At 72.1% G+C, this 5854-nt stretch carries 7 protein-coding genes; 4 read left to right on the top strand and 3 right to left on the bottom strand.

The window, feature by feature from the left end; all coding sequences use genetic code 11:
* The 3 genes from VFW24_11155 to VFW24_11145 form a co-directional block, all read right to left on the bottom strand.
* On the bottom strand, positions 1-332 hold a 332-nt coding region (locus tag VFW24_11155), incomplete at its 3' end, for an FAD-dependent oxidoreductase (protein HEX5267321.1).
* Between the two features lie 98 nt (positions 333-430).
* On the bottom strand, positions 431-1633 hold the full coding sequence (locus VFW24_11150) for a hypothetical protein (protein HEX5267320.1): 1203 nt from the start codon (positions 1631-1633) through the stop codon (positions 431-433).
* Between the two features lie 40 nt (positions 1634-1673).
* Entirely contained in the window at positions 1674-3227 is a 1554-nt protein-coding gene (locus tag VFW24_11145; GenBank protein HEX5267319.1) for a glycosyltransferase family 39 protein, read from the bottom strand.
* Positions 3228-3360: 133 nt separating this feature from the next.
* Here VFW24_11145 and VFW24_11140 point away from each other — a divergent pair, with 133 nt between their 5' ends.
* The 4 genes from VFW24_11140 to VFW24_11125 all read left to right on the top strand — a co-directional run.
* Positions 3361-3612: a helix-turn-helix domain-containing protein gene (locus VFW24_11140; GenBank protein HEX5267318.1), complete on the top strand. Its 252-nt coding sequence runs from the start codon at positions 3361-3363 to the stop codon at positions 3610-3612.
* 6 nt (positions 3613-3618) lie between these two features.
* Positions 3619-4572, top strand: a complete 954-nt coding sequence (locus VFW24_11135; GenBank protein HEX5267317.1) for an ABC transporter permease — start codon at positions 3619-3621, stop codon at positions 4570-4572.
* A complete protein-coding gene (locus VFW24_11130) occupies positions 4553-5515 on the top strand; it encodes an ABC transporter permease (GenBank protein HEX5267316.1) in 963 nt (320 codons plus the stop codon). The genes VFW24_11135 and VFW24_11130 overlap by 20 nt, the downstream gene beginning before the upstream one ends.
* The coding region (locus VFW24_11125) for an ATP-binding cassette domain-containing protein (GenBank protein ID HEX5267315.1) at positions 5512-5854 on the top strand (343 nt) is incomplete at its 3' end. The genes VFW24_11130 and VFW24_11125, both read left to right, overlap by 4 nt.

The raw sequence follows: 5854 nt of genomic DNA, 5'->3' as shown, positions 1-5854 counted from the left end.
GCGTTGCCGGCCTTGAGCGGGTAGTCGAAGAGCCGGCCGCGGTAGTGGATGCGGCTCATGCGCGGCCGCATCAGGAAGTCCTCGTCGGGCAGGATCTCGTGCCAGAGCTCCTCGACCGGGCGCACCTTGGTGAAGAAGCGGTGCCCGCCGATGTCGAAGCGCCAGCCGTCCCGCTCCGGGGTCCGGCTGATTCCGCCCACGACGTCGTCGGCCTCGAGCACTACCGACCGGCGGCCGTGCTTGCCCAGCTGGTAGGCGGCGGTGAGGCCGGCCGGGCCCGCGCCGATGACGACGACGTCCGGGTCCGGCGGGCTGGTCTCCGGTGACGGCATGCGGTCCCCTGTGAGGAGTCTGTGTCCGGAATGAGGAAGCGAAGAGCCTCGACAGGGTACCGGGCCGCCACCGGCCGACCCGGGGACCGCCCGGTCGCTCAGGGGACGACGGCGTTCAGGAAGGCGAGCACCGAGTACGCCAGGAGCAGGGCGCCGAGGATGCTGAACACGGTGCGCTCGGTCTCCTCTCCGGAGACCAGGCCGGCCCCGGCCAGCACGAACGGGAAGGCGGACAGGGCGTAGCGCTCCAGCGAGTCGAAGTTGGCGGAGCTCACCGCCAGGGCGAGCACGCCGAGGGCATACAGGCCGTAGGGCAGGGGCCAGCGGCGCAGCGCCACCACCAGGAGGACCACGAACACCGCCAGCCACGGGACGTGGAGACCGGTGCCGACGTGGCCGTGGAAGAGGTCCTTGGCGTCGTGCACCACCGTGACGAGCGGGTCGCTGAACCGGCCCCGGAGGTTCCCCGACTCCTGCACCCGCAGGGGCAGCCAGAAGTCCCCGAAGCGGGCCCCCACCCACCCCAGGAAGGTGAAGCAGCCGGCGAGGGGCGCCAGCACGGCGGCGGCCGCGCCCAGCTGGTGGGTGAGCGGGGCGTGGCGCAGGTCGGGGGCGCCGGTGCCGGGCCGGTGGGCCAGGGGGGCGGGACGGAGGGACGAGCCGGCTTGGCCCGGGAGGGGGTCGTCGGAGGGGTGGGAGCGGAGGGACAGGGCCACCTCGGCGAGGGCGGGAAGGACCAGGACGAGGCCGATGGGCCGGGTCAGGCCGGCCAGGTACCCGGCCGCCGCCGCCCACCACCACCGGTGGGTGCGCAGGGCCAGGAAGGCGCCGATCCCGAGCACGAGGAGGACGGCCTCGGCGTAGCCCATCACGAGGACGAAGGCCGAGGGGGCCAGGGCCAGGATCCACACGGCGCGCCGGGCCAGGTCGCGCCGGGCCGTCTCGGTCATGACCAGCCGGTAGAGCAGGACGCCGGCCAGGAGGGCGGCGACGTTGACCAGCCCGATCAGGGAGGCGCCGGCGGACAGGCCGGTGACCTTGTGCAGGGCCCGGGTCACGAGCGGGACCAGGGGGAAGAAGCGCACGGCCGGGCGGGGCAGGCCGGCGTAGCCCTGCAGGGCCAGGTCCCGGTAGTAGCCGGCGTCCCAGCCGAGCAGCCCCTCGTGGGCCCGGGTGACCACGGCGGCGGCCGGGTGCACGTGGTCGGCCAGGTAGCGGGACAGGGCCAGGGCGCCGATCACCACGACCCGCCCGACCGCCCACGGCAGGGCGGCGGCCCGGACGGACTCGAAGCGCCTCATGCCCGGCGTCTCGGGGGAGGAGACACCCGGCGCGGGAGGCTCACGACGGCCAGAAGCGGTCGAGGCTGGCGTGCTCGAAGTACTTGCTGCTCTGGGCCACGAATGCCCGGGAGTGAGGCCGGAGGGCGGCGAGGTCGGCCTCCAGCGAGGTGCACTTGTCCCCGATGGTCAGGTAGTCGGGGGAGAACACCAGCCACACGCTGTGTCCGGGCCCGGCCCGGGCGATGGCGGCGCGGGCGAACTGCGCCGGCTGGCTGGCGGCGTTCACCTTGGCGTAGTCGACCCAGTCGACCCGCTGGGGGCCGGTGGCCCGGGGGTAGGTGATCTGGACGAAGCGGCCGGTCACCAGCCGGGCCGTCCCGGGGCCCAACTGGTCGGGGCAGTACACGACCACGTCCCCCGGCCCGCCCCGGGCGTCGAGGGCGCGGGCGATCTGCGCCGCCTGGGTGCGGTTGGTCGTGACGTTGGGCGCCGAGCTGCCCAGGCCGAAGGCGACGGCGGCGCCGACCACCAGGTAGCGCACCCGGGCGTCGGCGAGGGTGGTCACCCCCACCGCCACCAGCAGGATGAAGAAGGCGAAGCCGACCGCCGTGTAGCGGGCGGTGTAGGCCGAGTGGGCCACGTAGCCGGTCACCACGCCCAGGCCGAGGGTGCCGAAGGACAGCCACGCCATCGACCGCCCTAGGGGGCGGGTCCGCAGGTCGAGGTCGACGCGGACCCGGTCGACGGCCGCCCCGAACAGCCCCAGCCCGGCCAGGGCGAAGAACAGCAGTCCCAGGGCCCGGCCCGTGCTGCTGGCCCCGCCGGCAAAGTCGCTGACCGAGTTGACCATGGCGGAGAAGCTGGCCCGCCCCGACCACGGCGTCCCGGTGTGGCGCAGCTGGAAGACCATGATCCGGGCCCACGGGGCCAGGAAGACCACGGTCCCGGCCACCACCGCCACCAGGGACCGGAAGGCGGCCCGAGCGCGGGGGTCCCTGCCACCCTCGTGCCGCCAGAGCCAGCCGAGCAGCACGACGGTGGCGGCGATCAGGTACAGCGACCAGTAGTGCGACAGGGCCAGCAGGCCGCTGACCACGCCGACGGCCACGAGGCGCAGCGGATCGGGCCGGCGCAGGGCGGCGTCCACGGCCAGGAAGCCGGCCAGGCTCAGGGCCACGATCATCATGTACATCCGGGCCTCGGTGGAGTACCGGACGGCAAACGGGGAGGTGGCCACGAGGGCCAGGGCCGTCCACCCGACGGTGCGCCCGGCCAGGCGCCGGCCGGCCAGGTAGGCCATCGGCAGGCTGACCATGCCGAACACGCCCGACAGGGCCCGGATGGCCCCGTCCGAGGTGCCGAACGCCCGCATCCAGAGATGCAGGAGGAAGTAGTACAGAGGGGGCGAACCGTCGTGGCGTAGCGCCCCGGGGATCTGGCTCAGCGGGAGCCGGGAGATGTTGACGGTGAGGGCCTCGTCCAGCCACAGGTCGGACCGCGTCCAGAAGCGCAGCACGACGCCGGCGGCCACCGCGGCCACCAGGACCACGGCCACGGCCCCGCCGGTCCAGGCGGGCAGGCTGTCGATGGTGGTCCGGTCCGCCGGTCTCACGGGACGGGGATGGTAGGGGACGACCTGCGGCGGGGCGGCGGACCGCTCAGGTCCGGCCCCAACCTGCCGATCCGGCGAAAGCAGAGAACCGAGAAGCCCGGACTACTGTCCGCCCGGATGCAGGAGCGAGTCGATAAGAGCCACCCGCACGCAGCTGCTCGACGAGCTCTTCGGGCCGGAGGGCGCGCCGGACAAACTCTCCGAACGGCTGCTGCGTACCAGTGACGTGGCCGTCCTGTTCCAGGTGTCCGAGCGGACCGTGTCGGAGTGGGGTCGCAGAGGGCGGATCCCCTCGGTGCTGACCCCGAGCGGGCACCGGCGCTATCCGGCAACAGCCATCCGGGAGCTACTGATCGCGGCCAGCGAGGGCCGCCCGACGGACTGAGCGGCCGTGCGATACATCCTGCGCAAGCTCCTCCTGCTGATCCCGGTCCTGTTCGTCGTCACCTTCCTGACGTCGGAGATGATCCACCTGCTGCCGGGCAGCCCCTGCTACGCCATCCTCAAGGCCAACGCCACGGCCGCCAACGTGGCCAAGTGCACGGCCCAGCTCCATCTCAACCGCCCGATCCCGATCCAGTACGTCGACTGGGTGCGCGGGGCGCTGTCCGGCCACCTGGGCCAGTCGTACCTGAACGACGAGCCCGTCTCGACGGTGCTGGCCCAGTCGATCCCGGTGACCCTCGAGCTGCTGATCTTCTCCCAGATCATCGCCGTCGTGATCGCCATCCCGCTCGGGATCCTCAGCGCCTACCGGGCCAACACCCGGATCGATCGGGTGGCCACCACCGCCGCCTTCGGGACGCTGTCGGTCCCCGACTACGTGCGGGGCGTGCTGCTCGTGTTCCTCTTCGCCGTGACGATCCACTGGTTCCCCGCCACCGGCTACACCCACATCACCGACAGCTTCGTCCAGAACATCCGCTCGGTCTTCCTCCCGTCGCTGGCCCTGGGCCTGGGCTCGATCGCCCTGTACCAACGCGTCCTCCGCGCCGACATGATCGCCACCCTCCAGGAGGACTTCATCACCATGGCCCGGGCCAAGGGGATGCCGACCTGGTGGATCCTCTTACGCCACGCCTTCCGGCCGTCCACCTTCTCGCTGGTCACCATCGGCGGGCTGAACGTCGGCGCCCTCGTCGGCGGGACCTTCATCGTCGAGTACCTCTTCGCCATCCCCGGGATCGGCTTCAACACCGTCAACGCCATCCTCCAGAACGACTACCAGATCGTGCAGGGAGCCGTGCTGCTGGTCGTCGTGGCCTACGTGATGGTGAACTTCCTCCTCGACCTCAGCTACCCGCTCCTCGATCCGAGAGTCCGAGATGTCCGAGCTGCAGCCTGACGCCACCACCATTCTCGAGGCGCCGGAGCCCCCCCTCGCGGGAGCCGAGGCCCTCGCCCCCACCGGGGCGGGCGCCGTCGGCCAGATGCCGATGGGCGGGGGGATCGGCGCCCAGAGCGGCCGGTCCGGGCGGCGGCTGGGAGCGGGATTCTGGGTGGCGACGGGTTGGATCGCCCTGCTGGTCGTGCTGGCCGCGACCGCGGGGCTGCTGCCCATACCCGACCCGAAGGCCATCGGCTCGGACCTGCCGGGCCTCAACCCGTCGCTGCACCACCTGCTCGGCACCGACGACCTCGGCCGCGATCTGTTCTCCCGGGTGATCTACGGGGCCCGGGTGTCGCTGGCCGTCGGCACCTTCTCGATCTTCTTCGGGCTGGTGGTCGGCGGGGTCCTGGGCCTGGTGGCGGGCTACTACGGCGGGATCCTCGACGGCATCGTGCTCGGGGTGTCGAACGTGATCCTGGCGTTCCCGGCGCTGGTCCTGCTGATCGCCGTCGTCGCCTTCTGGGGGCCGACCTTCCTCCACATCACCATCACCATCGGCGTCTTGTCCATCGGTCCGTTGGCCATCGTCGTGCGGGGGAACACCTTGCGCTTTGCCCAGCGCGAGTTCGTGATGGCGGCGCGCCTGCTCGGGGCCAAGAACGGCAGGATCATCTTCCGGGAGATCCTGGCCAACGTGGTCCCCTCGGCCATCGCCCTCGGTCTGGTGTCGGTGCCCGTGGCCATCGTGGCCGAGGGAGCGCTGTCGTTCCTCGGCCTGTCGATCCGCCTCCCCACCCCGACGTGGGGGAACATGATCGCCGAGGGACGCGGGATCATGACCGTGCACCCGCTGGTGGCCCTGTGGCCGTCCCTGTTCCTCTTCGTCACCGTCCTGGCCCTGAACGTGGCCGGTGACCGGCTCCAGGCGTTCTTCAACATCCGCGAAGGTGGCGTGTGAGCCTCCACCTGCGCCGGCGCCGTCCCCATCTGGCCGACCCGGCGCGCTTCCAGGTCCGCGACGGCGGACCCCTGCTCGAGGTCATCGACCTGTCGACCCACTTCCGTACCGAGCGGGGCCTGGTGCGGGCCGTGGACGGCGTGTCGCTCACCCTCAACCGGGGCCAGACCCTGGGGATCGTCGGGGAGTCGGGGTCGGGCAAGACGATCCTGTCCCGCTCGATCATGGGGCTGCTCCCGAAGAGCAACGTGGTGCGCCAGGGCCAGGTCCTCTACGCCGGCCACGACCTGGTCGGCCTCCCCGAGCGGGAACTGCGGCTGATCTGGGGGGCCGAGATCA

This window comes from Acidimicrobiales bacterium, assembly GCA_036273495.1.
In the GTDB taxonomy this organism is placed as follows: Bacteria; Actinomycetota; Acidimicrobiia; order Acidimicrobiales; family JAJPHE01; genus DASSEU01.
The sequence above is the reverse complement of the archived record's forward strand: the minus strand, read 5'-3'. Positions and strand labels throughout refer to the sequence as shown.